Here is a 24,695-nt window from a genome sequence, read left to right on the forward strand (position 1 = left end):
CCCGAGCCCCCCGCCGCACCAGCACCCGCCCGAGCCCCCGACCGACCCCAGATCCCCAGCACGACGGAGCGCCATGGACGCCGCCGAGGCCGTCGAGAAGATCGTCCGCACCTGCCTGTACGAGGGTTACCTGCTGTGGCCCTACCGCCGAACGGCGCTGAAGAACACCAAGCGGTGGACCTTCGGCGGCGTCTTCCCCGCACGCGTCGCCGACGCCCTCGGCGAGCCCGCCGCCCAGCGCACCCAGGTTCTGCTGGCCCCCGGCCCGGACGAGCCCGCCGAGCCGCGGCTGACGGTACGGGTGCGGTTCCTGCACGTCGTCGACCGCGCCGTCCTGCGCGAGGGCCCCGCGGGGCCCGAACCCGTCGACGCCGTCACCGTGGCCGGTGAGCGGTACGTCGCCTGGCAGGAGGCCACCGAGCGCGAGGTCTGCGCCACCCTCGGCCTCGACGAGCTGCGCGACGGACCCCGCCTTCTGCCCCTCGACATCCCCGCCGGCACGGAGCACGAGCCCCTGTACGCGGAGGACGGCGCCCACGCGGCCACCCTCGTCCGCCGGTGGCAGACGCTCACCGGCACCGTCGCCCTCCGCGCGGAGGCCCTGGACGGGGGCGTGCACCGCGTCGAGGTCCGCGTCGAGAACACCACCCGCTGTCCCGCCCCCCGGCCCGGGGACCGCGCGGCGCGGGAGAAGGCCGCGGCCCACGCCCTCGTCTCCACCCACACCGTCCTGCACTGCGGCACGGCCCGGTTCGTCTCCCTGCTCGACCCGCCCCCGCACCTGGCCGGGGCCGCCGCCGACTGCCGCAACGAGGGGGTGTGGCCGGTCCTGGTGGACGGCGGCCCCGGGGGCCTGGGCGCCGGACGTACCGAGAGCACCGCGGGCGCCCACACCGTGCTGGCCTCGCCCGTGACGCTCTACGACTTCCCCGCCGTCGCCCCGGAGAGCCCGGGCGACCTCTTCGACGGGACGGAGATCGACCAGCTCCTCGTGCGATGCGTCCTCAGCCTCACCGAGGAGGAGCAGGCCGAGGCCCGCGCAGCCGACCCCCGGGCCCGGGAGATCCTCGACCGCTGCTCCCGGCTCAGCCCCGCGGAGCTGGCCGCACTGCACGGCACCATCCGCGAGTTCCGTCCCCTGGAGCAGGCATGAGCGCAGACACGAGCACGCCCTGGGAGGCGCCCGAACCCACCGGGGAGCGCGCGGTGACCGTCGACGGCGTCCGCCTCGCACCCGGCAGCCGGGTCAGCCTCGCCCCGCTGCGCCACGGCGACGTCCTCGACCTCGCCCTGGCCGGACGCACCGCCGAAGTCGTCAGCGTCGAGGAGGACTTCGAGGGGCAGGTGCACGTCGCCGTCGTCCTGGAAGACGACCCGGGGCGGGACTTCGGCCCGGCCGCGCAGATCGGCCACCGCTTCTTCTTCACCCCCGAGGAGCTGCGCCCCGCGCCGCCCGGGGACACGCCCCGGCGCACGGGCCGCGTCCTGGTGGCGGGCATCGGCAACATCTTCATGGCCGACGACGGCTTCGGTCCCGCCGTCGCCGAGGAGCTGCGCGGCGTGGAGCTGCCGCCCGAGGTGCACGTGGCCGACTTCGGCATCCGCGGCATGGACCTGGCCTACCGGCTCACCGAGGGTTACACCACGGCCGTCCTGGTGGACGCCGCGCCGCGCGGGGAGGCGCCCGGCACGCTCGCCGTCGTCGAGCCGCCCCTCGACGACTTCGACGACGCCATGCCGGAGGGCCACGCGATGGACCCGGTCAAGGTCCTGGCCCTGGCCCGGCGGCTCACCGGCGACCGGCCGCTGCCGCGCGTGCTCGTCGTCGGCTGCGAACCGCTGGTGCGCATGACGGGGGAGGAGCCCGACGTCAGCGTGGGGCTCAGCCCCCCGGTACGGGACGCGGTCACCGCCGCCGTCCCCCTGATCACGTCCCTGGTCGCGGAGTTGCTGGCGCGGCCGGAGCAGGGTGGCGCCGCCGCGGGCCCCGGCGGGGCGGACCCCGGCGGGGCGGCTGCCGGAGTGGGAGAGGAGGTGAGCCCGTGATGCGGAGCGCGCTGACGCACGCGATGAGGAACGGCGTCGTCGTACCGGGCGCCGTCGTGCGCCTGGCGGTGGGGATGCTGGCCCTCGCGACGGTCGCCGTCGTCGCCGCGGAAGGCCCCGAGGCCGTGCGGTACCTGAAGATGAAGCGCATGTGAGCCGTGGGCGCGCGGCGGGCCCCCGGGGACGACGGCCCCGGGGGCCCGGCCATGACCTCGGAGGTCATCGACGTCATGACCCGGTCGGTGGCACAGTGAACTCACGTTGACCACCGCCAACTTGGAGGGGGACCCCGATGCCCGCCTACGCCATCGCCCACCTGACCGAGCTCACCCCGCACCCCGACATCCCCGAGTACATCGAGCGCATCCAGGCCACCCTGGACCCCTTCTCCGGCCGCTTCCTCGTCCACGGCGCCGAGGTCGAGGTGCTGGAGGGCGCCTGGCCCGGCGACGTCGTCGTCATCGAGTTCCCCGACACGGCCGCCGCCCGGGCCTGGTACGACTCCCCGGCCTACCGGGAACTGCTGCCGCTGCGCACCGAGCACATCAAGGGCGACGTGATCCTCGTCGGCGGCGTCGCCCCCGGCTACGACCCCGCCACCACGGCAGCGAAGGTACGGGAAAGCCTGCCCCAAAGCTGAGTTACCGATCGGTACCACTTTCGCCGCCGATGTGCTTGGCTGGCGCACCTGACCCTGGGGAGGGACCGATGCGCAAGCACATCGTGGCAGGGCTGGGCGTCGCGCTGGCCGCCGTCGTCCTGGTGGCCGCCTACCTCTGGGCGGCGGACCCGGCGACGTCCGCGGGAGAACCGTCCGCCGCCTCCGACGACCGGCCCGCCTACATCGAGGGCGGGCCGGAGCCCGAACCGTCGGGCACACCGGAGGAGGAGCGGCAACGGGAGCCCGCCCGCGTCCTGTTCGTCGGCGACTCCCTCGCCATGGAGACGCAGGACGAACTCGGCCGCCGCATCGAGGAGCTGGGCCGCACCACCTACCACAGCGCCCCCTACTCCGGCACCACCCTGTGCGACTACCTCGAAGCCCGCGACGTCGACTCCCTCGTCCCCGACCGGCACAAGGCGGCCGAACTCGTCCGCTCCTTCCAGCCCACGGTCGTCGTGCTGCAGTTCTGGGGCAACTCCTGGGGCTACACCCCCTGCATGGACGGCGTCGGCTCCGGAACCCCGCAGTACTACGCCCGCTACGCCTCCGACGCGGAGAAGCTCACCGAGGAGATCGGCGCGGCCGCCGACGCGGCCGGGATCGCCCGGCCCCAGCTCGTGTGGGTCCTCCAGGGGCCCGACGCCATGGCCCCCGAGCGCGTCCGCCACATCAACGACGTCTACGAGCAGCTCGCCCCGCGCACCGGCGCCCTGCTCTCCGACGCGGGCGCCACCGTCAGCCGCCCCGAAGCGCGCTACACCTGGACCCGCACCCTGCCCTGCACCGAGGAGGAACGCGCCACACCCGACTACTGCGAGGACGGGCGCACGCCCCTGCACCGCGAGGACGACCCGCTGCACTTCTGCCTCGCTCCGACGACGCCCGACAGCCGGCCGTGCCCCCGCCCCTCACCCGGCGTCGACCGCTACACGGCCGCCATCGCCGCCACCGTCGCCGAGCACCTGGAGACCTGAACCGGGCCGCGCCCCGGCGGGAACGGAGCCGATGGCCGATGTGCGAAAAGGCGGTCTGAGACGCGGGGCCCGCGCCATAACATGGCCGAATGGTCCACATACCCACCGGTCAACGGACAGTCACCGAGCGTCGCAGGACCCCACCGCTGTGGGCCGTGGTCTTCGCGGTCTGCGCGGGCCAGTTCCTCATCGTCCTCGACATCTCCGTCGTCAACGTGGCCCTGCCCTCCATCCGCGACGAACTGGGGATGAGCGCGTCGGGGCTGCAGTGGGTCGTGAACGCCTACACCATCACCTTCGCCGGGTTCCTGCTGCTCGGCGGACGGGCCGGAGACCTCTTCGGCCGCAAGCGCGTCTTCCTCCTCGGACTCGCCCTCTTCACCCTCGCCAGCCTCGCCGGAGGGCTCGCCCAGGAGGCGTGGCACCTGCTCCTCGCCCGGGCCGTGCAGGGCGTCGGGGCGGCCATCCTGGCCCCCGCCACCCTGACCCTCCTCACCGTCTCCGTGCCCGAGGGCCCCGCCCGCAACCGCGCCATCGGCACCTGGACGGCGGTCGGCGCGGGCGGCGGGGCCGCGGGCGGGCTCGTCGGCGGCGTCCTCACCGAGGGGCTGTCCTGGCGCTGGGTCCTGCTCGTCAACGTGCCGATCGGCGCCGTCGTCCTGGCCGCCGCCGCGTGGTGGCTGGTGGAGACCCGGGCGGGCGGACGGCGCCGGCTCGACGTTCCCGGCGCCGTCCTCGTCACCGCGGGCCTCGGCACCCTCGCCTACGGCATCGTGGCGACCGAGTCCGCGGGCTGGACCGAGCCCGCCGCGCTCCTCCCGCTGCTGGCCGGGCTCGTCCTGCTCGCGGCCTTCCTCACCGTCGAGGCCCGCACGGCGGAGCCGCTGATGCCCCTGCGGCTGTTCCGGCTGCCCTCGGTCGCGGCGGCCAACGTGGCGATGTTCGTCTCCGGCGCCACCATGATCTGCTCCTGGTACTTCATCACTCTCTACCTGCAGAACGTGCTCGGCTACTCGCCCATCCAGGCCGGGCTCAGCTGCGTCCCGCACTCGCTGACGATCGTCGCCGCCGCCAAGCTCGCCCCCCGGCTGATGGCGTGGGCGGGCGCGCGGAACGTCGCCGTCGCCGGGTTCGTGCTGGCCTGCGGCGGCTACCTGTGGCAGAGCACACTGCACGCCGACGGCAGCTACCTGGGCACCGTCCTGGGGCCGGGGATCATGATGATGCTCGGCGCCGGGCTCGCCGCGACCCCGCTCGCCTCGGCCGCGACGTCGGGCGCCCCGGCCGCCGACGCCGGTATCGCCTCGGGACTGGTCAACATGTCCCGCACGATGGGCGGTTCCCTCGGGCTCGCCGTCCTGGCCACCCTCGCCGCCGCCCACATGACCGGTGACGCCCCCGCCGACCTGGCCCCCGGCTACGCGCTCGCCTTCCGGGTCGGCGCCGTCGTCCTCGCGCTCAACGCGCTCTTCGTCCTGGCCGCCCTGCCCCGCAAGCCCGGCCCCGCGATGGACGCCCGGTGACGGGCCTGGCACCATCGAGCCATGTCAATTCAACAAAATGTTGCAGTCGGTGAGGTGGGCGCATGACCCGACCCGCCTCCCTGCGGCGCCGCGCCGCCGCCGAGGCACTGGGCACCGCCCTGCTCGCCGCCGTCATCATCGGCTCCGGCATCCAGGCCGACCGACTCAGCCCGGACATCGGCGTCAAGCTCCTGGCCAACGTCCTGGCGAGCGTCACCGCCCTCGGGCTGCTGATCGCCCTGCTCGCCCCCGTCTCCGGGGCCCACCTCAACCCCTTCATCACCCTGGCCGCCTGGTGGTCCGGCGAGCTCCGCCCCCGCCACGTCGCGGCCTACCTGGCCGCCCAGTTCACCGGCGCCCTCGCCGGGGCCGTCCTCGCCCACGCCATGTACGGGCAACCCCTGCTGGCCCCGGCCGGCAGCGTCCGCTGGGGCCCCGGCGTCTGGCTCGCCGAGGCCGTCGCCACGGCCGGGCTGCTCCTCGTCGCCTTCGGGCTCACCCGCTCCGGCCGGGCCCCCCTCGTCCCGCTCGCCGTCTCCGCGTGGATCGCCGCCGCGATCTGGTTCACCCCGTCCAACAGCTTCGCCAACCCGGCGCTCACGGTGGCCCGTTCGCTCTCCGACACGTTCGCCGGGATCGCCCCCTCCTCCGCCGCGCTCTACCTCGCCGCACAGCTCGTCGGCGCCGTCGCCGGGCTGGCCGCCGTCGTTGTGCTCTTCGGCCGGGCCTCGCCCCGCCGCCCCTCCCGCGTCGTCACCCGCTCCCCGGCGCCTCCGGCCCCGGCCCCACCCTCCGCCTCCCCGGCCGACGGCCCAGGGCCACCCGCCGCCCGCCCCGCGACCTGACGTCGCCTGGGCAGCCATGGGCGCGGAACACGGCGGTGGCCTGTCCCTGCTGCGTGGGGCCAGCGGCTTCCGGCCGGCGTCCAGTCGCCGGAGCAGTCTCCGGTACCGCACGTGTCGCCACCACCAGACCTCCACCGAGAAGGCGGCTGAGGCGAGGTGCTCCCACGTCTCACGGGCCCTCATCGGACGTCCACCAGGGAGGCCCGGAAGAAGCTGGTCGTCGTAGCCTGAAAGCCGGTGTGCCGAGTCCGCCCGGCGTGCCGCAGACACCACAACTCGGGCCCGTCCTTCGACGCGTCGGCGCCCGAGGTCTCCCCGCACGTCGTGCACACCGCCTCGTAGAGCGGTGGACCGCCGTGCGGGTCCGTCGTCAGCATCCAGTCCGCAAACCGGAAGACGGAGTTACCCACCATCACCATGTACCCCTTCCGGGCCGCCGCCGCACGGTCACTTGCTTCCCCAACGGCACTCGCAGCGCCGGACCGGCCTTGAACACGAAGGTCACGGCGGGGCCACCCGAGGTGTAGTGATCCGGGCGGATGGCCTTCACCTCCAGCCAGCGACCGTGGACGTTCAGCCAGTCTTCGCGCTGCACGCGGACGGTCGTCATCCGCAGACCCTTGTCGGACATCCGGATCACCTACCGCCGTGGAGATCGAAGCGGCAGAAGACGCTCTTGCCGCCCGTCTCCCGAGGCGCCCACCAGACCGCGTCGGCCAGCGTCTGGACGAGGAACAGGCCGCGCCCGCTGTCCTGGAGCAGGTCGTCGAGGGCAAGGCCCGAGAGGTCCGGGGAGAGCAGGTCGCCGACCGGCATCATCGGAGGTTTGGGGTCTTCGTCCGCCACCTCCACGAACAGCCAGCGAGGCCAGGCACGGAAGGCCACGGCGACGCGACGACTCCCGCCGCGATCGGTGAAGCCCCCGTCCGGCGTGGCATGGTGCACGGCGTTGCCGACGAGTTCGGACACGCACAGCTCTACGTCGTCTGCCAGCCGCGCCATGCCCCAGTCCCGAGACACCTCCCGCGCCACGCGTCGGGCGACACACCCCGTGTCGGGGGAGTGCGCCGAGAGCTGGACCGAGCGGAAGCGTTCAAGGCTGCCCGGCATCAGGGGTCCAGCCGTCGCGTGCCGCGCCGCCCGCAGCGGCAGCTCACGCAGCTCACCGGGTTCCATCACTCGTCCTTTCGTCCCGCACGAGGGCGCCCCCGCTCAGCGCGTCCGCGCGTCCGCTCACCGAGGCACCTCCACGCTGTGAATCCACCGTGGCCCGGTGTCGATGCCGTGCGTGGCCAGCCACAACGTCCGCCGCCGAGCGCGGCGCAGCCGCCGTTCCCGCCATTCCTCGGAGGTCATCACATACGGCCGGAGAAGTTCGCCGTTCGTGACCACGGGCAGAGGTGGAGTAACGGAGCTACCGATGCGTGGTAGCTCCACCGTCGGGCTGCCGATGCGCTCGACAGTCGGACGGCCAGCCCCGCGCTTGCCGGGCGCGGGAGGCAGCAGCCGCAGCAGGCGTTTGATGAACCGCCCGGTACCCTTCTTCATGTTGACGCTCCTAACCAGCGTTGACCGTGCCCCGGACCGTTCGCCCGGTCGCGGGGTCTTCTTCTTGCCGGGGCTACCGATGCCCCTTCGGCGATGAGGAGCCCGCGAACGCCTGATCACCCATGGCTCTTCGGGCTTCATTGAGCAGGTAGGCAAGCTGCTGTGTGGCAGCGGGAGTGGTCCGGCCCAGATTCACGAAGCCGTGGCCGAAGACGTTCACGTCCGCCTGGAGGAACGGGAAGCTACGGGCGAGCCCAGCCGCAGCGAGTACGTCCCGAAGGTCGAGCGCCGCCCTGCGGGCTTCGTACCAGGCATCGCCGGAAGACTCCCGGACGCCGGCGGCCTCCTCGTCACCCACCATTGCGGATCGATTCCTCTCGGCCATGTGCCCGCGAACACGCGACAGTTGCCGTCACTGCTGACAGTGACCAGCGTTGACCCCCACGCATGGCCAGCGGAAGATGACAGAACGCGACGAGGGGGTGACACGTCCTGCTGTCACCCCCCGGGGAGAAGAGGCGATGGCCCGCGAACTCGGCTTGGCGCTACGCCAGAAGCGACAGGACCACGGGTGGACGAAAGCGCAGCTCATCGTGCGCGTTCGCACCACCGCACAGCGACACGGGTTCGGGGTCCCCAAGGACGAGAGCATCAGTCGACGCATCTCCAGTTGGGAGAACGGACACACCCGGCCTGACGAGTTCTACCTCCCGTTGCTCTGCGAGATCTACAGATGCGGTCCGGAGGAGTTGGGGTACGGCGCGGACGAGACCGATTCGACGGCTGATGAGGCGACAGCAGCACTGCTCCTCCGGCTCGACACCGCTCGGAATGTCGACGCCGCCCTGATCGACAGCATGCGCATGCAGACGGACATCATCCGGATGAAGGATCGAAAGCTGGGCGCCGCCGTGCTGGCCGACGAGATGGACGCACATCTCAGGCAGACCAGCGAGCTCCTGCGCTTCAGCGTTTTCCGGACCGAGCGTGAGGGGCTGGCGTTCGTGCTGGCTGACGCCTCCGCGCTGGCGGGTTGGCAGGCCATCGATACCGGCACATTGAACACGTCGTGGGAACACTTTGAGCGCGCGAAGTCAGCAGCGCGTGAGGCGGGAGACCCCACCCTTCTGGCCTTTGCGACGGCCGAACAGGCGTACGTCCTCCTGGAACTCCAACGCCCGCAGCAGGCAGTCGAGCTCATCCAGCATGCTCACCATGCAGAACGGAACCGGTTGCCTGCCCTGATGCGTGCATGGCTGTGCGCCGCCGAGGCTGAGGCGCACGCGGCGCTCGGTGACCAGTCCACCGCCCTGCAGGCTATGGATGCCGCCGCGGGGGAACTGCCCACAGACGGAAACGATCCTGATTTCCCGTATCTGACTCTGAACTTGGTCCATCTAGCGCGGTGGCGTGGCAACGTGCTGGCCTCCCTCGGTGACGCTCAGGCCATCGACGACCTCAGCCGAGCTCTGGAAGGTATGGGCAGCGGCGCGTTCACCCGGGCCGAGGCAGGGCTACACGTTGACCTCGCCGGAGCTCTCATCGCCAACGGCGACACCGCCGAGGCACGTACCCACCTGGAGAGGGCTCGCACACTTGTCGACATCGCGGGTTCGGCCCGGCAGCGCCGCCGCATCGAGCATCTGACGCAGCGGCTATGAGCCGTCGGCGCTCTGCTGCCCGCGATCAGCCAGGACGTACAGCAGCGCCACCAGGGTGCCGGAGTTCCAGATCTCGCCGCCTGCGATCTTCTCCATCACGGTGGACAGCGGAACCCATTCCATGCGCTGCATCTCGGTCTTCTCCGTCGGCTCGGCCACCTTGACCGCGCCTTCCCCGACGAACACGTCGTGCCACGAGTCGACCATGCCGACCATGGGCTGGAACCGAGCCACATGGCGGAAGGACTTGGGCCGATAGCCGACTTCCTCCAGCAGCTCCCGCATCGCGGTGTCCTCGGGGTCCTCCCCGGCGTCCACCAGGCCGCCGGGGAGCTCCCAACCCCAGCGGTCCGACACGAAGCGGTGCCGCCACATGAGCAGGACCCGGTCCTGCTCATCGATGAGAGCCGTCATGGCTGCCGCCTTGAGCTTGGCCACGTGGTGCTCGAACCGGTCACCGTCCGGCAGCTCCACGTCCGTCAGAAAGACCTTGATCCACTCGTTGTCGTAGATGATCCGCTCACCGTGGACACGCCAGGCGCTCGAACAGTCGTCATCAGTAGCCACGCAGCAGACCGTACCCCGCGCCCAGCCCGGCAGACAGGCATTCTCGTAAAGGTGACGATAAGGGCTCGGCGGGCCGCTAGCAGCCTGAGTGACGGCCCGCCGCAAGGCTCTGGCCGAGCTGGACGACGAGGAGGAGTAGGCGAGAAATCCGACCTCATCCAGGCTGCCAGTGGCGCGGGGCGTCGTCGTCCCGGAGAGAGGCGATGCGCCGCGCGTACTCCTGAGCCACTGCCGGACTCTCGGCCACGTTCTGCATCAGCCATGTGGTCATCTGGAACTCCTGAATCCCGCGCAGCGTGGGGAAACCCTCCCAGTTCCGCAGGTCCCGGCCGTGGGCGGCGACGAAGGCGGCATACTGATCCGCCGTCTGCCAGCCGAGGCTGTGGTGTTCCGTGGCGGTCACCATCAGATCCCACTCCGGGTGATCGAAGCTGAAGCCCTCGAAGTCGATCAGGACCACCTGGCCGTCCCGGTCCACCATCAGGTTCTGGACGTGCGCGTCCCCGTGTACCGGCCCCTTGGCCGACTCGAACCGCAGACCGGCCAGCCGGTCCCGCAGCTCCCGGCCGCGCTTGCGCAGGAAGGCCCGGTCATCCTCCGGTATCCCGGTGACCTTCTCGATGCGCAGGTCCGTCCGCCCGAAGACGGTGTACGGCGGCAGGTCAAGCCCCTCCGGCACCGTCATCGCGTGCAGGTCCCGCAGGACGCCGCCCAGCTCACCGTATGTGGGCTTGCGGTCGCCCGCCTCGATCAGGTGCCAGAAGGTGACCGGGCGACCGTCGATGATCAACGGCTGCTCCACGTCCTCCAGAACGCGGGCCGCGGGGAACCCCTCCCGCGCCAGCCAGCGGGACACCCGCACCTCGTTCCGCACCGAGGCCAGGTAGTCCGTGGACCGGGCCACGCGGGCGATCACCGGATGCGCCGCCAGCCGGAAGAGCGCATTCTCCCCGAACCGGATCAGCTCCGCCCCGCCACTGCCGAGCCCGGCCACGCGGCAGGCCGCCGCCATGACCTGCGCGGCGCCCGCCGATGTGAACTCCGATGTTCCGCCCTGCGCCGCATCCGACGCCATGCCGCACCAACTCTCCATGCTCGCCGCAGCCGTACGCTGCCGAGGCAGCCAGCGACGCACGACCGAAACCGGTCCGACGGTACCCACGGTGTGCAGCGGGACACAGGAGGATCAAGCCTCTACCGTGGCCGTGGGAGGCGGAAGGGGCATCGGCCTCAGCCGTCGGCCCGGGGAACGTCGCGGGATCGGCCGGGCCTCGCCCCGCCGCCCCTCCGTCGTCGTCACCCGCTCCCCGGCGCCTCCGGCCCCGGCCCCACCCTCCGCCTCCCCGGCCGACGGCCCAGGGCCACCCGCCGCCCGCCCCGCGGCCTGACGTCGGCGTCAGGCCGCTGTCCGCAGGGCTACAACGCGTCGAACGGCGGCATGATGCGGACGATGACGATCAGCGAATCGCGCGGTGCCGCCAGGAAGTAGAACCAGCCGCCCGCAGCGTCCATGCGGCGCAGACCGCCTGGTCGGGGCCCATTGCCGAGATCGCTGACGTCGATGCCCGCGTCGGCGAGGTCGACGAGCTGGTCAGCCAGGCGTTCCACTTCCGCCACCACGTGAACGGGGATGCCGCCCGCCACGTGCTGGTGGTCTGGGTCGTACCCCCAGCGCCAGTCCGCGCTCACCGGGGCGGGAGGCCGACGGCCGCGTGGGCCGCGTCGAGGAGCTGCCCGAGGTGAGCGGCGGCCTGCCGCGCCTGGGCGGCATCGCCCGACTCGGCGGCGTCCTCCCAGCTACGGAACTCCGCCGCCACCTCGGGCTGGCGCTGGATGTGTACGTAGACGGCCCACTGGGCCACGAATCGCTGGAGCGGTGCCAGGTCGGAGCCCTGCCGGGACTGGTCGGCCGCCAGGTCGAGTTCTCTGGTGAAGGCCGGCAGCGCGGCAGGCGCGATCTGACTGACCGCCTGCCGCAGCGCGGCAACCGTGGCGGGGGGCTGGGGGATGAGTGGCTGCGCGGCGGCGGAGGTGGTCATGGCGGCTCCCATGGGCGCGATTCTGATCCCGTGCTTCAGCGTATCGGGCGGGATCACGATTTCACCGCTCGAACGGGTGAGGGAGGGGCTGGGCCGCTTCCCGCCCGAGTCGCCGGGGCGCGTGTGCCGGCGTCGGGCGGGGCGCTCAGCCGTCGGCCTTGAGGACGCCGACCGGGCAGGAGACGCCGGTGCCGCCGATGCCGCAGTAGCCGGTGGGGTTCTTGTCCAGGTACTGCTGGTGGTAGGGCTCGGCGGGGTAGAAGGGGCGGCCTTCGGCGGGGAGGATCTCGGTGGTGATGTCGCCGTAGCCGGACGCGGTCAACAGGTGCTGGTAGGCGTCCCGGGAAGCCTCGGCCTCCTTCTGGTCGGCGGGGGAGTGGGTGTAGACCGCCGAGCGGTACTGGGTGCCCACGTCGTTGCCCTGGCGGAAGCCCTGGGTGGGGTCGTGGGCCTCCCAGAACAGCTTGAGCAGCTTGCCGTAGGACACCTTCTCCGGGTCGTAGACGACGCGGACGGCCTCGGTGTGCCCCGTCAGCCCTGAGCACACCTCCTCGTAGGTGGGGTGCGTGGTGTGTCCGCCCTGGTAGCCGACGAGGGTCGTCCACACGCCGTCCTGCTGCCAGAACACCCGCTCGGCTCCCCAGAAGCAGCCCAGGCCGAAGTCGGCCGTCGCCAGGTGCTCGGGGTAGGGGCCCAGCAGCGGGGTGCCGAGGACGGTGTGCGGCTCGGTCAGGGTGAACGCGGGTTCGGTCCGCCCGGGCAGGGCCTGCTCGGGGGCGGGGAGGTGCGTCTTGCGATGGGTGAACATTGCGGTGCTCCTCGTGACGTCGGGCGGGCGGGGCGTCAGTGCAGCGGTGGTGGCGGCGCGGTGGTGGCGCTGCCGCCCTGGCTCTCGTAGCCGGCGACGGCCAGTGCGCGGTAGGCGGCGTACTCGCCGACCGGGTTCGCCGACTCGATCCACGGCAGCGCGCCGACGTAGCCGTCGACGACGCTCAGGGCCTCCATGGCCTCCTCGTAGCGCTCGGCGCGCACCAGCACGCACACGAGCAGGTGCAGGACGTGGGCGCGTACGGGGTGGTCGTCGTCGGCGTCGTCCACGGCGAACTCGGCGGCCTCGATGGCGTTCTCGACCACCTGGCTCTGGTACATGCCCCGAACCATCTGCGCCTCCGGCAGGTGCGCCCAGACGGCGAACAGCGGCAGGGCGGGCAGGAGGCTGCCCTCGGGGGCGCGGGAGGCGGCGCCCTCGGCGAAGGCGTAGGCGTCCTCGCGGGAGCCGTGCCACTTCTCCGACCAGTACGGCAGGGCGGCCAGATGGGCGCCCATGTGGTGCGGGGCGCGGCGCACGACCTCGTGCCACAGGGCCTCGAAGTCGGCGCGGCGGTAGCTGAGCTGCCGGGCGACGAACAGTTCGGTGAGGTACGGCGTCGGGTCCTGCTCCGCCATGGCCGCCGCCTCGCGGGCGACGTTGCGCGCCTCCTCCAGGACGATCCGGTGGTCGGCCGAGGCCGGGTCGGCCATGGCCTGCCAGACCAGGAACTGGGCGTAGACCTGGGCGGCGCCCTCGTCCCCGGGGCGCTCCGCGCGCCAGTTGCGCAGCCAGCGGGCGTCCTGCTGACGGGCCTCGCTGGGGGCGTCCTTGCTGAAGGAGATGCCCGGCGGGGCCTGCGGCGAGGGGGCCTGCCCGGCGCCGGACTCGCGGGCGGTGCGCAGCTCCATCGCGGCGGCGCCCGCCACGGACTGCACGCGCTGCCAGCGCAGCTCCCAGTCGTCGCCGGTCAGCGCCAGCAGCCGGGCGACAGGGCCCCAGTCCTGGGTGCGCTGCGTCTCGCCGAGCGCCTCGACGAGCTCGGGGTCGGGGCCCGGAAGCCGGACGTCCAGCTGCTCGGCGGGCACGAACCCGTAGGCGGTGGGGTCGTTCGACCGTGCCATGCCGCTCACGACCTCCCGCACGGCGCGCCGCCGGTGCAGCAGTCGGGGCACCAGGAACCCGGCGAGGACGGCGACGACCAAGAGGAAGAGCAGGAACTCCATGGGTCCACCGTACGGCGCCCGCGTCGGGAGGCGGCGGGGACCGCCCGGAATGCCCCGCCGTCCCTCGCGGTGGCGGCCGCGCCGGACGGCGTTCGGAACGGGCCCGTTCGGTGCCCGGGAGCGCTTAGGCTCGGCGTCATGAGCCACGAGCACTTCGAGACGCTTGCCATCCACGCCGGCCAGGAGCCGGACGCCGCGACGGGCGCCGTCGTTCCGCCGATCTACCAGGTCTCCACCTACAAGCAGGACGGTGTGGGCGGGCTGCGCGGCGGCTACGAGTACAGCCGGTCCGCCAACCCCACGCGGACCGCCCTGGAGGAGAACCTCGCAGCCCTGGAGGGCGGCAGCCGGGGGCTGGCCTTCGCCTCCGGGCTGGCCGCGGAGGACTGCCTGCTGCGCACCGTCCTCACGCCGGGCGACCACGTGGTGATCCCGAACGACGCCTACGGCGGCACGTTCCGGCTGTTCTCCAAGGTCGCCGAGCGCTGGGGCGTGCGCTGGTCGGTGGCCGACACCGGGGACGCCGACGCGGTGCGCGCCGCCCTCACGGACCGGACGAAGATCATCTGGGTGGAGACGCCCACGAACCCGCTGCTGGGCATCACGGACATCGCGCGGATCGCCGACGTCGCCCGCTCGGCCGGTGCCCGCCTGGTCGTCGACAACACCTTCGCCAGCCCCTACCTCCAGCAGCCGCTGGCGCTGGGCGCGGACGTCGTCGTGCACTCCACCACCAAGTACATGGGCGGCCACTCCGACGTCGTCGGGGGCGCCCTGGTCACCTCGGACTCCGCTCTCGGCGAGGAACTGGCCTTCCACCAGAACGCGATGGGCGCGGTGGCGGGTCCGTTCGACGCCTGGCTGGTCATGCGGGGCGTCAAGACGCTGGCCGTCCGCATGGACCGGCACAGCGCGAACGCCACCCGCGTGGCCGCGATGCTGGAGGCGCACCCGAAGGTCACCGAGGTCCTCTACCCCGGGCTGCCCGGTCACCCCGGCCACGAGGTGGCGGCCAAGCAGATGCGCTCGTTCGGCGGCATGGTGTCGTTCCGGGTCGCCGGCGGCGAGGAGGAGGCGGTCGCGGTGTGCGACCGCACCAAGCTGTTCACGCTGGGCGAGTCGCTGGGCGGCGTGGAGTCGCTGATCGAGCACCCGGGACGGATGACCCACGCCTCGGCCGCCGGCTCGCTGCTGGAGGTGCCGGGGGACCTGGTGCGGCTCTCGGTGGGCATCGAGTCGGTGGAGGACCTCCTCGCGGATCTCACCGAGGCGCTGCGCTGACGTTCCGGGCGGCGGCGCCTCCGCGCTGGCGCGGCTCAGGCGGTTGGCCGCCGGTCACCAGTCCAGGTCCGGCGGGGACAGCGTGTCCGGCGGGAGTTGCCAGGGCCGGGTGGCCGCCGCCCAGATCAGGAACAGCACGACGGCGACGGACAGCACCGTCCACGTGAGCGCGAGGGCGGTGTGCCGGCGCCGCAGCAGCCGGTCGCCGCGTACGGCCGCCCGCTCGGCCAGATCCGGCGGGACGGGCGGGTACGCGGTGTCCAGCAGGGCGAGGACGGGGCGCGCCCGCGGGTCGGGGGGCTCCCCGTCGTCGAGCGTGGGGCCGAAGACGCGGATCATCGCGGCGCCAGGCGGAGGGCTCCGGTGGAGCCGTGCGGCTCGGCCGTCCGGCTGCGCATCTCGGACAGGGCGTGCGTGTAGACCTCCCGGACGAGCTCCGGGGGCAGCCCGAGCGTCGCGGCCGCGCGCTCCTCGTCGACGTCCTCGTGCAGTCGCAGGACGAGGACCAGGCGCTCCCTCGGGCTGAGCCTCCCCAGGGCCCCGCCCCGCGCACGCCGGTACCGCCAGGCGCTTCGGGCGAAGCGGGCCGTCAGCTCGGTGCGGGCGTGGTCGTACGGGTCCTCGCCGCGGAGCCCGTCCCAGGAGGCGTAGGTGCGGGCGAGGGCGGCGACCAGCAGCCGTTCGGCGGCGGGGCAGGAGCCGCGGGCCTCGCCCGTCAACAGGGCGGCGACATGCAGGAGGCGGCCGGCCGCGCCCGCCGTGAAGGACTCGAACTCCTGGGCGCGGCGGCGATCGGCTGTCTCTCGCCGCGTTCCCATGCTCCCATGGGACGGCCGGTCGGGCCCGGCGTCAATACCCCTGCGCGGGGCAGGTGTTCAGGAGCCGTCGAGCGGCGAGTGCAGCTCGGAGAGGGCTGTGTTGAAGCGGGTGAGCAGGGCGCAGAACGTCTCGCGCTCGGCGTCGCTCCACCCTTCCGTCAGCAGCGCCATGAGCGCCCGCCGGGACTGGCGCACCTGGGCCAGCCGGGAGGCGCCGCGCGGGGAGAGCTCCAGGACGACGGCCCGGCCGTCCTCGGGGTGTGAGGCGCGGCTGACCAGGCCGGACTCCACGAGCGGCGCCACCTGCCGGGTGACGGTCGAGGAGTCGATGCCCATGCCGGAGGCCAGCGCCTTGACCCCGGTCGGGCCCTCCTGGTCGAGCCGGTTGAGGAGGAGGTAGGCGGCGCGGTCCATGGAGTTGCGGGCGTGGCCGACGCCACCGAGGCGGGTCTGCTCGGCCCGGCGGGCGAACAGGGCCACCTGGTGCTGCAGGGTCTCGAAGGTCGGTTCGCCGTCGGGGGACTGCGCGGGGACGGCGGCGCCGGGGGCGCCGTCCGGATGGGGGTCGGTCAGGTCCGGGTGCGTGGGCATGGCCGGGGTGCTCGCTTCTGTGGACGTACGGGCTTACGGCTTCGTGCTGTGTGAGGGTGGCCACAGGGTACGCGCGTTGGGCCGATCCCGTACCGGTGCTGCGGTAACGACCTTGCACACGCCACGCATCGCCTCCGCGCGGCTGGTGGGGTGCGGGAAGCGGACGCCCGGGGCAAGGGGGCGGTGCCGCCGGGGGTAGGGGGTACCACGGGGGGCGCTGCGCGGGGCCCGCTGCGAGACTGACGGCATGGTTCACAGTTCCCGTTCCCTCACCGTCGATGACGTGCAGGCCGCCCACAAGGCGCTCTCCGGGGTCGCCCGGGTCACGGCGATGGAGGGCAGCCGCCACCTGACCGGTCTGGTCGGCTCCCCGGTCCATCTCAAGTGCGAGAACCTCCAGCGCACCGGCTCGTTCAAGATCCGTGGCGCGTACGTCCGCATCGCCGGGCTGTCCCCGGCCGAGCGGGCGAACGGGGTGGTCGCGGCCAGCGCGGGGAACCACGCCCAGGGCGTGGCGCTCGCCGCCTCCCTGCTGGGCGTGCGTTCGACGGTGTTCATGCCGGTGGGCGCCCCGCTGCCCAAGCTGGCCGCCACCCGCGAGTACGGCGCGGAGGTGCGGCTGCACGGGCAGGTCGTGGACGAGTCGCTGGCGGCGGCGAAGGAGTACGCGGCCGAGACGGGTGCCGTCTTCATCCACCCGTTCGACCACCGGGACGTCGTGGCCGGGCAGGGCACGGTCGGGCTGGAGATCCTGGAGCAGTGCCCGGAGGTGCGCACGATCGTCGTGGGCGTCGGCGGTGGCGGGCTGATCGCGGGGGTCGCGCTCGCGGTGAAGGCGCTGCGGCCGGACGTGCGGATCGTGGGCGTGCAGGCGGAGGGGGCGGCGGCCTATCCGCCCTCGCTGGCCGCCGGTCGTCCGGTGGCGTTGGACTCCGTGTCCACGATGGCCGACGGCATCAAGGTCGGGCAGCCGGGGGAGGTGCCCTTCAAAATCGTTGGCGATCTGGTGGACGAGATCCGTACGGTTTCCGAGGACGCGCTCTCCAGCGCGCTGCTGCTGTGCCTGGAGCGGGCGAAGCTCGTCGTGGAACCGGCCGGGGCGAGCCCCCTCGCCGCGCTGCTCAGCGAGCCGGAGGCGTTCGACGGTCCGGTGGTGGCCGTGCTGTCGGGCGGGAACGTCGACCCGCTGGTGCTCCAGCGCACGCTGCGGCACGGCATGGCGGCGGCGGGCCGCTACCTCTCGCTGCGGCTGCGGCTGACCGACCGTCCCGGGGCGCTGGCGGCGCTCCTGGCGGAATTGTCAGTGGCCGACGCTAACGTCCTCGATGTGAGTCACGTCCGAACCGATCCGCGGCTCGGGCTCACCGAGGCAGAGGTGGAGTTGCATCTGGAGACGAAGGGCCCCGAGCACTGCGCCGACGTGACGCGGGCGCTGCGGGAGGCCGGTTACACGGTGCGTGCCTGAACCGGGGGAGGGGGAGATGTCGGTCCGCCGACGACGCCGCTCCACCGGAGTACAGACAAGTCGACATCCATGACGCGACAGTGACGCGATACATCGTGTTGCGTTAGCGTGGTCGTGGGAGCAGGTCCGAGGAGTCCCGCCCACGCAGGTGGGCCTGTGTCGTGCCGTGAACGCCCAGGCCCGGCCGCACCCGGCCGGAACCACTGCCCGAAGCCCGCCGGAGCAAGAGCCCGTGCACCGACGAACCATCCGTACAAGCCCCCATACCTTGGGAGAAACACAACATGCCAGGCGCCATTTACGCCGAGGGTCTCGTGAAGACGTTCGGCGACGTCAAGGCACTGGACGGCGTCGACCTTGACGTACCCGAAGGCACCGTCCTCGGCCTGCTCGGCCCGAACGGGGCGGGTAAGACGACGACCGTCCGCGTGCTCACCACCCTCCTCCGGCCGGACAGCGGCCGGGCGGTCGTCGCCGGCCTGGACGTCCTCAAGCAACCCAACGAGGTACGCCGCTCCATCGGTCTCTCCGGCCAGTTCGCCGCCGTCGACGAGTACCTGACCGGGCGGGAGAACCTCACCATGGTCGGGCAGCTGTACCAGATGTCCGCGAAGGCCGCGCGGCAGCGGGCCGACGAGCTGCTGGAGCGCTTCAACCTCTCCGAGGCGGCCGACCGCACCGCGAAGACCTACTCCGGCGGCATGCGCCGCAGGCTCGACCTCGCCGCCGCGCTCGTCGTCAGCCCGCCGGTGATGTTCATGGACGAGCCGACGACCGGCCTCGACCCCCGCAACCGGCAGGCCCTGTGGGACGTCATCCAGGAGCTCGTCGCCGGCGGCACCACGCTGCTGCTGACCACCCAGTACCTGGAGGAGGCCGACCGCCTCGCCGACGACATCGCCGTCGTCGACCACGGCAAGGTGATCGCCCGCGGCACCTCGGACCAGCTCAAGCAGCAGACGGGCGGGGAGCGCATCGAGGTCGTCGTGCAGGAGCGCGGCCGCATCGACGAGGCCCGCGGCATCCTCGCGGGCCACGGCACCACCCCGGCGGAGGTCAAGGTCGAGCCGCACACCCGCAAGCTGACCGTCCCGGTCAGCGGCGGCGCCAAGCTGCTCGCCGAGGTCATCCGGGACCTCGACGCCGACGGCATCGAGATCGACGACATCGGTCTGCGCCGACCCACCCTGGACGACGTGTTCATCTCCCTGACCGGCCACGCGGCCGAGCAGGACGGCACCGAAGCCGACGAGAGCCCGAAGGAGCAGCAGCAGTGAGCACCGTCGCCGACCAGGCCGGGAGCACCCGGCAGCCCGCGGCACCCAAACTGCGCGGCGGCGTCGCCCAGTCCCTGTCGGACTCGATGATCGTCGCCAAGCGCAACCTCATCCGGATGGCTCGCATCCCCGAGGTCGTCATCTTCGGGCTCGTCCAGCCGATCATGTTCGTCGTCCTGTTCAGCTACGTCTTCGGCGGCTCGATCAACGTCCCCGGAGCCGGGCTGGACCCGGACGCCTACCGGTCCTTCCTCATGGCCGGCATCTTCGCCCAGACGGTCACCTTCGCCACCGCGGGCGCCGGTGCGGGCATCGCCGAGGACATGCACAAGGGCCTCATCGACCGCTTCCGCTCGCTGCCCATGAGCCGGGGCGCGGTCCTCACCGGGCGGACGATCGCCGACGCCGTCCAGACGGCGCTCACGTTGATCGTCCTGGCCATCGTGGCGCTGCTCGTCGGCTGGCGGGCCCACGACGGCATACTCAACGCGCTCGCGGGCTTCGGCCTGCTGCTCCTGCTGGGCTATGCGTTCACCTGGGTCGGTGCCCTCATCGGCCTGTCCGTCCGCTCCCCGGAGGCGGCCACCTCGGGCGGCCTGGTGTGGCTGTTCCCGCTGACGTTCGTCTCGATCGCCTTCGTCCCCTCGGAGAACATGCCCGGCTGGCTCCAGCCCGTCGCCGAGTGGAACCCGTTCAGCGCCACCGTCATGGCCGCGCGTGACCTCTTCGGCAACCTGCCGCCGGGGTACGTGGCACCGGACGCCTGGCCCATGGAGCACCCGGTGATCGCGTCGGCCCTGTGGTCGCTCGCCATCATCGTGCTGTTCCGCACGCTGGCGGTGCGCAAGTACCGCTCGGCCACCGCCTGAGGCCCTACCAGGGCCCCGACACGACCGCGGCCCCCGGCCGCCCCTCGCGGGAGGGGCGGCCGGGGGCCGCGTCACATCCGTTCGCGTCCCGGGGTGACCCGGGCGCGGCTCAGCCCTGGTAGGGCTTGGCCTCCAGGATGCGCACCATGGCCATCTTGCCGTTGGGCAGCTCGTACTCGGCGTCCTGGCCGACCTTCTTGCCGTTCACGCCCTGGCCGAGCGGCGACTGCGGCGAGTACGTCTCGACGTCGGCGCTGGCGTACTCGCGCGAGGCGAGCAGGAAGGACAGCGTGTCGTCCTCGTCGCCGTCGAAGGCGATCGTGACGACCATGCCCGGGGCCACCACGCCGGTGTCCGCCGGAGCCTCGCCGACCTTGGCGTTCTCCAGCAACTGGGTGAGCTGGCGAATGCGCAGCTCCTGCTTGCCCTGCTCCTCCTTGGCCGCGTGGTAGCCGCCGTTCTCGCGCAGGTCACCCTCTTCGCGGGCCGCCTCGATCTTCTTGGCGATCTCGGTGCGTGCCGGACCCGACAGGTTCTCCAGCTCGGCCTTGAGCTGGTCGTACGCCTCCTGAGTGAGCCAGGTGACGTTGTCGCTGGTCTGGGTCACAGGTGCTCCTTGCAGGTACTCGGGGGAACTCGGAAAACAAGCAACGCCCTGCCCAGAGAGACGGCGCCTGACTGGGTGGGCGAAACATCGACCATAACAATTTCCACGGAAAACGGAAGACGCGCTGGCTCACGGTGGCGGAGCCCTCGCTCTGGGCGAACACCGCGGGTGTGCCGCTCGCGGACCGCTCGGGCGCCGTGCCCGCCCTCGGGCGAGCCGTGAGGTATGCCCTGGTCAGGGGCCCGCGGGCCCCGGCCCGTCAGCCCTCCGACGGGTGGCAGCCGACCAGCTGGGCGGCGTGCGCGCGCCGGGTGGTCTCCAGAGTCACTACCCGGTCGACGCGGGTCTCACCCGCCTCGAAGGTGAAGTCGGCCCGGCCGACCTCCGCCCGGTCGTAGTCGAGCGCCCGCAGCGAGCACACGCCGGTGACGTCGCTCTCCTTGCGGACCTCGAGATGGGCCTCCACCTCGGTGTCCGACACCGGCCGGGACTTGATCAACTCCCCGCTGACCGTGCTCGCCTCGGAGACGTAGGAGAATCCGAACCAGCACAGCAGCGCGATGAAGCCCACGCCGAGCACGGCTCCGGCGACGCGCAACTGGCGGTCCTTGCGGGCGTCGTCGCTCACGGACCGGCCGTAGCGTCCGGCGGGGGGCTGCGTCATGTCACGTCCGGGGAATACATCGGGTTGCTGTGTCAGTCACTATAAGAGCCGTGTTCCGACACCAGTGAACGAGGATCGAAGCCTTGAGTGAGCAGCTCCGACTGATGGCCGTGCACGCCCACCCCGACGACGAGTCGAGCAAGGGCGCGGCGACCATGGCGAAGTACGTGTCCGAGGGGGTGGACGTGCTGGTCGCGACCTGCACGGGCGGTGAGCGAGGCTCCATCCTCAACCCCAAGCTCCAGGGAGACGCCTACATCGAGGCGAACATCCACGAGGTCCGCCGCAAGGAGATGGACGAGGCCCGGGAGATCCTCGGCGTCAAGCAGGCCTGGCTGGGCTTCGTCGACTCGGGGCTCCCCGAGGGCGACCCGCTGCCGCCCCTGCCCGAGGGCTGCTTCGCCCTCCTGGACGTCGACGAGGCCGCCGGCGCCCTGGTCAAGCTCATCCGCGAGTTCCGCCCGCACGTGGTCACCACGTACGACGAGAACGGCGGCTACCCGCACCCCGACCACATCATGACCCACAAGATCTCCATGGTGGCCTTCGACGCCGCCGGGGACCCGAACCGCTACCCGGAGGCCGGCCCGGCCTGGCAGCCGCTGAAGCTCTACTACAACCAGGGCTTCAACCGCCCCCGCACCAAGGCGCTGCACGAGGCGATGCTGGAGCGCGGCCTGGAATCCCCCTACGGGGAGTGGCTCAAGCGCTGGGACGAGATCCAGCGGGTCGAGCGCGAGCTGACGACCTACGTCCCGTGCGGGGAGTTCTTCGAGATCCGCGACAAGGCGCTGATCGCCCACGCCACCCAGATCGACCCGGACGGCGGCTGGTTCCGCGTCCCGATGGACGTCCAACGCGCGGTCTGGCCGACGGAGGAGTACGAGCTCGCCAGGTCCCACGTGGACACCACCCTCCCCGAGGACGACCTCTTCGCGGGCATCCGGGACAATTGAGCCCATGAGCGCTACGCAGGCCCTGCTGACGTCCCCCCGCGCCACCGAGCTGGCGACCCTGGCCAAGGAGCTGGACGAGAACAAGGTGACGCCCGGCGTCCTCGGGTTCATCGTCTTCGCCGTGATGGGCCTGGCGGTCTGGTTCCTGATGAAGTCGCTGAGCCGGCGCATGGACAAGGTCGACTTCCAGGAAGAGCCCGAGGCCGACAAGTGAGCCTTCGCTGACGGCGTCCCCGCGCCCTTGAGGGGCGCGGGGAACTGCGCGACCGGCCACAGCGTACGCGCGGGTGGCGACGCGCGGGCAGGGGCATCCCGCCCGTGGCCAGGCGCCGCCCGGGGCCGGGGGGCTGCGCTTGGCCGCCCCGGGGCGCAGGGCTGCGCTTGCCAGCCCTGGCCTTCGGCGCAGACCTCCCAAGCGCGGGGCAGGCTCAGCGGTGCGCGCCGACGCCCATCGTGTCGCGGGAGGCCCGCGAGGGCACCATGCCGAGCTGCCAGACCCGCCAGCCCTCCTCCAGCTCCACGCCCCGCTCCAGCATCAGCGCGTAGGCCTCCGCGCAGTCCGCCAGGACGGGGTCGCGGTCGGGGTGCTGCTCGGCCGCCAGCTCGGCCAGCTCCTGCTGCGCCACCGCCGTGCCCACCACGGACCCGCCGGGCGAGGCGAACGGGAGCAGTGTGCAGCGCAGGAAGCGGGCCCAGTCGGCGCCGCGCCGGTCGGGCGCGGCGTCCGTGCCCGACCCGCCGTATCCGGCCGAGAAGCGGGCCAGCGCCTCGTCCGTCAGCTCCAGAGCCTGGGTGAGCTTGCCGTTGCCCGCGTCGATGACGGCCAGCTCCAGCGCGGACCACGCCTCCCCGTGGCCCACGCCGATGCGCTGGAAGTCGCTGCGGGCGTCCTGGAGGAGCTGGCGGGCGAAGCCGCTGTTGCGCAGGGAGCCGGAGGCCGCCGCCGCGCGCTGGTCGCGGGTGACCCGGCCCAGGTGGTGCCGGGCGCAGGCGAGCCCGTAGACGTCGCGCATGCGGCTGAACTCGGCCCGGGCCCGCTCCAGCTCCTGGACGGCGCCGTCCCGGTTGCCGCTCTCCTCCAGCGCCAGGCCCAGGTAGTAGCGGGTCCAGGCGGTGCCGCGCGGGTCCTCGCCCTCCCGGTGCCGCACCAGCGCGCCGTGCAGCTCCTCGACGGCCTCGGCGGTGCTGCCCGCGTCCCCGGCGTACAGCCGGGCGCGGGCCAGCTCCGTCAGCGCCCAGGCCTCGCCGCGCCCGTCCTGGCTGCGCCGGTACTCCTCCAGCGCGCGGTGCAGCTCGGCCTCCGCGGCCGCCACGTCACCGGTGCGCAGCAGGGTCTGGCCGAGCTGGAAGTGTGCCCACGCCTGGCCGTGGACGCTCTCGCTGTACCGGTGCCCCTCCAGCGACTCCCGGAGCAGCTCCAGCGCCTCGCCGACCCGGCCCAGGTCCCGCTCGACGGCGGCCAGCGCGTGCAGTGTCCAGGCCCGGTCGCCGCGCAGGGCCTCCCCGGTCTGGAGCTCCAGCGCCTCGCGCAGCTTCTCGGCGGCCTCTCCGAGCCGCCCCTGGTGGTGCAGGGTGATGCCCAGCTCCCGCAGCGTGCGAGCGGCCCCGGCGGTGTGCTCGGCCTCCAGATACAGGCCGACGACCGAGGTCAGCGTCGTGTGCGAGCGGTCCAGCTCGCCGAGCTGGCGGGCGGCGACACCCGTGCGCCACTGCACGGAACGCGTCAGCAGCCCCTGGTCGACGGCCTCGGCCAGCTCGCTGAGTTCGCCGAGCCGGTACAGGTCGCCGCGCAGCAGGCAGTAGTCGCACAGCGCGCCCAGCAGGTGCAGGACCGCCGAGCGGTCGACGGCGGCGTCCGCGTGCCGCAGCGCGGCGGTGATGAAGCTCGACTCCTCGTCCAGCCAGCGCAGGGCGGCGTCCAGGGAGGGGAAGCCGTGGCCGCCGAAGTGCCCGGCGGCGCGGGTCGAGGTCTTGCCGTCCACCATGCGGATGACGGTGTCGGCCAGCTCCGCGTAGGAGCGGATCAGCCGTTCCTGGGCGGCGGCCCGCTCGCCCGCCTCCTCCTCGTCCAGCAGCCGGGCGAGCGCGAAGCGCCGCACGAGGCCGTGCAGCCGGTACCGGTCGCCGCGCACGTGCTGGACGAGCCCGGCGCGGGCCAGGGCCGTCAGCTCCCGCGCCGCGGCCTGCTCGTCGGTGCCCAGGAGCGCGGCGCCGGCCGCGGCGCCGAGGCTGGCCCGCCCGGCGAGGGCGAGGCGGCGCAGCAGCC

At 72.7% G+C, this 24,695-nt stretch carries 31 protein-coding genes; 14 read left to right on the forward strand and 17 right to left on the reverse strand.

All coding sequences use genetic code 11. The features are described 5' to 3' along the window. Nucleotides 1–73: 73 nt before the first annotated feature. The 7 genes from HPT28_RS07500 (at nt 74) to HPT28_RS07530 (ending at nt 6,052) form a co-directional block, all read left to right on the forward strand. Nucleotides 74–1,153 (forward strand): hypothetical protein, encoded by a 1,080-nt coding sequence (locus tag HPT28_RS07500; protein ID WP_219090156.1) that lies wholly within the window; start codon nt 74–76, stop codon nt 1,151–1,153. Continuing rightward, the gene (locus tag HPT28_RS07505; protein ID WP_219090157.1) at nt 1,150–2,046 is read left to right on the forward strand and encodes a hydrogenase maturation protease; all 897 of its coding nucleotides are present in this window, start codon (nt 1,150–1,152) and stop codon (nt 2,044–2,046) included. Before HPT28_RS07500 ends, HPT28_RS07505 begins: the two co-directional genes overlap by 4 nt. After that, a complete protein-coding gene (locus HPT28_RS07510) occupies nt 2,046–2,201 on the forward strand; it encodes a hypothetical protein (protein ID WP_219090158.1) in 156 nt (51 codons plus the stop codon). Before HPT28_RS07505 ends, HPT28_RS07510 begins: the two co-directional genes overlap by 1 nt. A gap of 137 nt (nt 2,202–2,338) precedes the next feature. Beyond that, nucleotides 2,339–2,686 (forward strand): DUF1330 domain-containing protein, encoded by a 348-nt coding sequence (locus HPT28_RS07515; protein WP_219090159.1) that lies wholly within the window; start codon nt 2,339–2,341, stop codon nt 2,684–2,686. A gap of 68 nt (nt 2,687–2,754) precedes the next feature. Beyond that, complete coding sequence (locus tag HPT28_RS07520) at nt 2,755–3,684, forward strand: SGNH/GDSL hydrolase family protein (protein WP_219090160.1); 930 nt, start codon at nt 2,755–2,757, stop codon at nt 3,682–3,684. Between the two features lie 89 nt (nt 3,685–3,773). Then, nucleotides 3,774–5,207, forward strand: coding sequence for an MFS transporter (locus HPT28_RS07525; RefSeq protein WP_219090161.1), 1,434 nt, complete (start codon nt 3,774–3,776; stop codon nt 5,205–5,207). A 62-nt stretch (nt 5,208–5,269) separates the two neighbouring features. Beyond that, on the forward strand, nt 5,270–6,052 hold the full coding sequence (locus HPT28_RS07530) for an MIP/aquaporin family protein (RefSeq protein ID WP_219090162.1): 783 nt from the start codon (nt 5,270–5,272) through the stop codon (nt 6,050–6,052). A gap of 179 nt (nt 6,053–6,231) precedes the next feature. On the opposite strand, the gene HPT28_RS07535 is transcribed toward HPT28_RS07530, so the two are convergent. From HPT28_RS07535 to HPT28_RS07555, 5 genes are all read right to left on the reverse strand, one after another. Further along, complete coding sequence (locus HPT28_RS07535; protein WP_219090163.1) at nt 6,232–6,465, reverse strand: hypothetical protein; 234 nt, start codon at nt 6,463–6,465, stop codon at nt 6,232–6,234. Then, nucleotides 6,465–6,683, reverse strand: coding sequence for a hypothetical protein (locus HPT28_RS07540; RefSeq protein WP_219090164.1), 219 nt, complete (start codon nt 6,681–6,683; stop codon nt 6,465–6,467). Before HPT28_RS07540 ends, HPT28_RS07535 begins: the two co-directional genes overlap by 1 nt. 5 nt (nt 6,684–6,688) lie before the next feature. Beyond that, entirely contained in the window at nt 6,689–7,228 is a 540-nt protein-coding gene (locus tag HPT28_RS07545; protein WP_219090165.1) for an ATP-binding protein, read from the reverse strand. Between the two features lie 57 nt (nt 7,229–7,285). Continuing rightward, the gene (locus HPT28_RS07550) at nt 7,286–7,600 is read right to left on the reverse strand and encodes a hypothetical protein (protein ID WP_219090196.1); all 315 of its coding nucleotides are present in this window, start codon (nt 7,598–7,600) and stop codon (nt 7,286–7,288) included. Between the two features lie 73 nt (nt 7,601–7,673). After that, nucleotides 7,674–7,961, reverse strand: coding sequence for a hypothetical protein (locus HPT28_RS07555; protein WP_219090166.1), 288 nt, complete (start codon nt 7,959–7,961; stop codon nt 7,674–7,676). A gap of 160 nt (nt 7,962–8,121) precedes the next feature. Here HPT28_RS07555 and HPT28_RS07560 point away from each other — a divergent pair, with 160 nt between their 5' ends. Then, on the forward strand, nt 8,122–9,261 hold the full coding sequence (locus HPT28_RS07560; protein WP_219090167.1) for a helix-turn-helix transcriptional regulator: 1,140 nt from the start codon (nt 8,122–8,124) through the stop codon (nt 9,259–9,261). Here the strand turns inward: HPT28_RS07560 and HPT28_RS07565 are convergent. From HPT28_RS07565 to HPT28_RS07590, 6 genes are all read right to left on the reverse strand, one after another. After that, the gene (locus tag HPT28_RS07565) at nt 9,256–9,828 is read right to left on the reverse strand and encodes an NUDIX hydrolase (RefSeq protein WP_308119121.1); all 573 of its coding nucleotides are present in this window, start codon (nt 9,826–9,828) and stop codon (nt 9,256–9,258) included. The two genes, HPT28_RS07560 and HPT28_RS07565, sit on opposite strands and share 6 nt — an antisense overlap. 154 nt (nt 9,829–9,982) lie before the next feature. After that, the gene (locus HPT28_RS07570; RefSeq protein ID WP_219090168.1) at nt 9,983–10,903 is read right to left on the reverse strand and encodes a phosphotransferase enzyme family protein; all 921 of its coding nucleotides are present in this window, start codon (nt 10,901–10,903) and stop codon (nt 9,983–9,985) included. Between the two features lie 341 nt (nt 10,904–11,244). Further along, nucleotides 11,245–11,517 (reverse strand): hypothetical protein, encoded by a 273-nt coding sequence (locus HPT28_RS07575; protein WP_219090169.1) that lies wholly within the window; start codon nt 11,515–11,517, stop codon nt 11,245–11,247. Continuing rightward, nucleotides 11,514–11,867 carry a DUF6247 family protein gene (locus tag HPT28_RS07580; protein ID WP_219090193.1) on the reverse strand — a complete coding sequence of 118 codons (354 nt, stop codon included), beginning with the start codon at nt 11,865–11,867 and terminating at the stop codon, nt 11,514–11,516. The genes HPT28_RS07575 and HPT28_RS07580 overlap by 4 nt, the downstream gene beginning before the upstream one ends. A gap of 145 nt (nt 11,868–12,012) precedes the next feature. Continuing rightward, entirely contained in the window at nt 12,013–12,675 is a 663-nt protein-coding gene (msrA, locus tag HPT28_RS07585; RefSeq protein WP_219090170.1) for a peptide-methionine (S)-S-oxide reductase MsrA, read from the reverse strand. 35 nt (nt 12,676–12,710) lie between these two features. After that, entirely contained in the window at nt 12,711–13,901 is a 1,191-nt protein-coding gene (locus tag HPT28_RS07590; RefSeq protein WP_219090171.1) for a hypothetical protein, read from the reverse strand. Between the two features lie 138 nt (nt 13,902–14,039). Between HPT28_RS07590 and HPT28_RS07595 the strand changes: the two genes are divergently transcribed. Continuing rightward, complete coding sequence (locus tag HPT28_RS07595; RefSeq protein WP_219090172.1) at nt 14,040–15,182, forward strand: cystathionine gamma-synthase; 1,143 nt, start codon at nt 14,040–14,042, stop codon at nt 15,180–15,182. 54 nt (nt 15,183–15,236) lie between these two features. On the opposite strand, the gene HPT28_RS07600 is transcribed toward HPT28_RS07595, so the two are convergent. Genes HPT28_RS07600 through HPT28_RS07610 form a run of 3 tightly spaced genes read right to left on the reverse strand, consistent with a single transcriptional unit; the run spans nt 15,237 to nt 16,591 of the window. After that, nucleotides 15,237–15,521, reverse strand: coding sequence for a hypothetical protein (locus HPT28_RS07600; RefSeq protein ID WP_257578196.1), 285 nt, complete (start codon nt 15,519–15,521; stop codon nt 15,237–15,239). Next, the gene (locus HPT28_RS07605; protein WP_219090173.1) at nt 15,518–16,000 is read right to left on the reverse strand and encodes a sigma factor-like helix-turn-helix DNA-binding protein; all 483 of its coding nucleotides are present in this window, start codon (nt 15,998–16,000) and stop codon (nt 15,518–15,520) included. The genes HPT28_RS07600 and HPT28_RS07605 overlap by 4 nt, the downstream gene beginning before the upstream one ends. A gap of 57 nt (nt 16,001–16,057) precedes the next feature. After that, a complete protein-coding gene (locus HPT28_RS07610; protein ID WP_219090174.1) occupies nt 16,058–16,591 on the reverse strand; it encodes a MarR family winged helix-turn-helix transcriptional regulator in 534 nt (177 codons plus the stop codon). Between the two features lie 247 nt (nt 16,592–16,838). Between HPT28_RS07610 and ilvA the strand changes: the two genes are divergently transcribed. From ilvA to HPT28_RS07625, 3 genes are all read left to right on the forward strand, one after another. Beyond that, nucleotides 16,839–18,056, forward strand: a complete 1,218-nt coding sequence (gene ilvA, locus HPT28_RS07615) for a threonine ammonia-lyase (protein ID WP_219090175.1) — start codon at nt 16,839–16,841, stop codon at nt 18,054–18,056. Between the two features lie 284 nt (nt 18,057–18,340). After that, nucleotides 18,341–19,333 (forward strand): ATP-binding cassette domain-containing protein, encoded by a 993-nt coding sequence (locus tag HPT28_RS07620; protein WP_219090176.1) that lies wholly within the window; start codon nt 18,341–18,343, stop codon nt 19,331–19,333. An 86-nt stretch (nt 19,334–19,419) separates the two neighbouring features. After that, on the forward strand, nt 19,420–20,202 hold the full coding sequence (locus HPT28_RS07625) for an ABC transporter permease (RefSeq protein WP_219090195.1): 783 nt from the start codon (nt 19,420–19,422) through the stop codon (nt 20,200–20,202). A gap of 109 nt (nt 20,203–20,311) precedes the next feature. Here the strand turns inward: HPT28_RS07625 and greA are convergent, their stop codons facing one another. Both greA and HPT28_RS07635 read right to left on the reverse strand, forming a co-directional pair. Next, nucleotides 20,312–20,809: a transcription elongation factor GreA gene (greA, locus tag HPT28_RS07630; RefSeq protein ID WP_219090177.1), complete on the reverse strand. Its 498-nt coding sequence runs from the start codon at nt 20,807–20,809 to the stop codon at nt 20,312–20,314. A 259-nt stretch (nt 20,810–21,068) separates the two neighbouring features. Continuing rightward, on the reverse strand, nt 21,069–21,473 hold the full coding sequence (locus HPT28_RS07635) for a DUF4307 domain-containing protein (RefSeq protein WP_219090178.1): 405 nt from the start codon (nt 21,471–21,473) through the stop codon (nt 21,069–21,071). An 83-nt stretch (nt 21,474–21,556) separates the two neighbouring features. On the opposite strand from HPT28_RS07635, the gene mca reads away from it, so the two are divergent. Both mca and HPT28_RS07645 read left to right on the forward strand, forming a co-directional pair. Further along, complete coding sequence (gene mca / locus HPT28_RS07640) at nt 21,557–22,429, forward strand: mycothiol conjugate amidase Mca (protein WP_219090179.1); 873 nt, start codon at nt 21,557–21,559, stop codon at nt 22,427–22,429. Between the two features lie 4 nt (nt 22,430–22,433). Next, on the forward strand, nt 22,434–22,643 hold the full coding sequence (locus tag HPT28_RS07645; protein ID WP_219090180.1) for a hypothetical protein: 210 nt from the start codon (nt 22,434–22,436) through the stop codon (nt 22,641–22,643). Between the two features lie 214 nt (nt 22,644–22,857). On the opposite strand, the gene HPT28_RS07650 is transcribed toward HPT28_RS07645, so the two are convergent. Next, nucleotides 22,858–24,695 (reverse strand): tetratricopeptide repeat protein (locus tag HPT28_RS07650; protein WP_219090181.1); only part of this gene is annotated, 1,838 nt, incomplete at its 5' end.

Source organism: Streptomyces sp. JJ38, assembly GCF_019303475.1.
Taxonomy (GTDB): Bacteria; Actinomycetota; Actinomycetes; order Streptomycetales; family Streptomycetaceae; genus Streptomyces.